This window comes from Mesorhizobium sp. M1E.F.Ca.ET.041.01.1.1, assembly GCF_003997355.1.
Classification (GTDB): Bacteria; Pseudomonadota; Alphaproteobacteria; order Rhizobiales; family Rhizobiaceae; genus Mesorhizobium.
The window spans coordinates 1-1,900 of the sequence record NZ_RZSL01000873.1 but is presented as its reverse complement, the minus strand read 5'-3'; the positions used below and the strand labels follow the sequence as shown (position 1 = coordinate 1,900).

2 protein-coding genes, 1 tRNA gene and 1 pseudogene are annotated in these 1,900 nt (G+C 66.2%); 1 reads left to right on the top strand and 3 read right to left on the bottom strand.

From position 1 onward, the window contains the following. Positions 1–62: 62 nt before the first annotated feature. Positions 63–305 (bottom strand): hypothetical protein, encoded by a 243-nt coding sequence (locus tag EOA38_RS39525; protein WP_189349998.1) that lies wholly within the window; start codon positions 303–305, stop codon positions 63–65. A gap of 22 nt (positions 306–327) precedes the next feature. Beyond that, a tRNA-Leu gene (locus tag EOA38_RS35290) sits at positions 328–412 on the bottom strand. Positions 413–649: 237 nt separating this feature from the next. Between EOA38_RS35290 and lipB the strand changes: the two genes are divergently transcribed. Further along, positions 650–1,393 (top strand): lipoyl(octanoyl) transferase LipB, encoded by a 744-nt coding sequence (lipB, locus tag EOA38_RS35285; protein ID WP_126093222.1) that lies wholly within the window; start codon positions 650–652, stop codon positions 1,391–1,393. A 66-nt stretch (positions 1,394–1,459) separates the two neighbouring features. Here lipB and EOA38_RS35280 read toward each other — a convergent pair. Next, a pseudogene (locus EOA38_RS35280) lies at positions 1,460–1,900 on the bottom strand (site-2 protease family protein); the annotation flags it as partial.

The following is a 1,900-nucleotide window of genomic DNA, read 5'->3' as shown; positions in this document are numbered from 1 at the left end:
CGCTAGGGGCATGCTTGTCCACTGTCCTCGTCCGTTTGAATGAAGCAGGGTGCCACGCGCCGCTACCAGTGTACCGAAACAGCTTCGACGAAGCAGTCGGCGGGTAGCGCGTGCGCGTTGTCGGCGCCGAACGCAATCCGCTCGTCGTGTCGGCACTCCGCCAAATGCTGGAATGCGATGGACGTTTCGAACTGGTGAACGCCGTGCAGAGCGGCAAGCAGTTCCTGGACCTGGCGGCGGAGGCCGGCTTCGATGTCGCCGTCATCGGCTGGAAGCTTGCCGACATGGACGGCGCCGGCCGTCAAAAGAAACTTTCGGGGAGGAGTTTGGTGCGGTCGAGAAGACTCGAACTTCCACGGGTTGCCCCACAGCGACCTCAACGCTGCGCGTCTACCAATTCCGCCACGACCGCACGTGGTAGGAGCCGGAACCGTCCGGCCCGGGGCCTGTAGCAAATCGCTTCCGGCGAAACAAGTGCGCCGTGCGGAATAATCGCCGCAGATATGCACAACCCTTCACGACCCGGCTTCACGCCGGCGGAACTGGACGTTTCGGCCGATTGCCGCCATATGATTGGCAAATGCATGTCGCCCAAAAGTGCAAGGCGGTTTTGGGATAACGGCATGCATAGTCGAAGATCGAAAGTTCCATGACAGAACGCAGCCAGATCGCCACGTCGTTCCTGCCCCTGCCCGGTTCGGCGCCGGTCGAATGGGTGATCGAGCCCGGATTGACCGCCTATCCGGATGCGCTCGCCTTCATGGAAGCCCGCGCCGAGGCGATCCGCAGCGGCGCGGCCGGCGAGATGGTCTGGCTGGTCGAGCATCCGCCGCTCTACACCGCCGGCACCAGCGCGCGTATCGAAGACCTGATCGAGCCCGACCGGTTCCCGGTCTTCGCCGCCGGGCGCGGCGGCGAATACACCTATCACGGCCCCGGCCAGCGGGTCGCCTATGTGATGCTCGACCTGAAGCGCCGGCGCGAGGATGTCCGCGCCTTCGTCGCAGCGCTCGAAGAGTGGATCATCGAAACACTTGCCGCCTTCAACGTGCGCGGCGAGCGGCGCGAGGACCGGGTCGGCGTCTGGGTGGTGCGGCCGGATCGCCCTGCCCTGCCCGATGGCTCGCCGGCCGAGGACAAGATCGCGGCAATAGGCATCCGGCTGCGGCGCTGGGTGAGCTTCCATGGCATCGCCATCAATGTCGAGCCGGAGCTTGGCCATTTCAGCGGCATCGTGCCTTGCGGCGTCTCGGACCACGGCGTGACCAGCCTCGTCGACCTCGGCCTGCCCGTGACCATGGCCGACCTCGACCTCGCGCTGAAATCCGCCTTCGAGGACGTGTTCGGGCCTGCCTCGGCCCCGGTCGCCGAACTGACCCGAAAGGCAGGCTAAACCCCGCTCCGGCCTAGGGTGTACTGAGATTCAGGTCAGGCCGAGTCGAAAACGTGTCAGCACACTCTACATGAGCTGCGCCGAAGCCCAGAGCACACCATAGCCGTGAATGGCAAAGACCGCGAGCAGCGCGCCGGCCATGGCCAGGCGATCGACGGCTCGGATCGGCTTCAGCTCGTGACGCGGCTTCACGCCGCTGCCCACGGTGAGCAGGCTGAGCATCGAGAACACCGCTCCGGCGATGAGCAGGAAGCCGGGCGGGAAACCGGCGCGCCAGCCGAGCGCCAACAGGGCGGAGAGCAGCAGGAAGGACGCCAGCGCGAGCGCGAGTGGCCCTGGGCAGATCTGGCGCAGCACCTGGCCGCCGTCGAACTTCCACACCGGCACCAGATTGGCGATGTTGAACAGCGACGCGCAGCCGGCAAGCGTCGCCAGCAGCAACGCCGCCAGGCGATGTCCCTCGCTGCCGGCAAGGCCGCTGGCGGCGGTCAGGACGGGCGCCAGGAA

Coding starts and splice junctions, on each gene's coding strand:
- lipB (WP_126093222.1), top strand. CDS start 650: ATGACAGAACGCAGCCAGATCGCCACGTCGTTCCTGCCCCTGCCCGGT.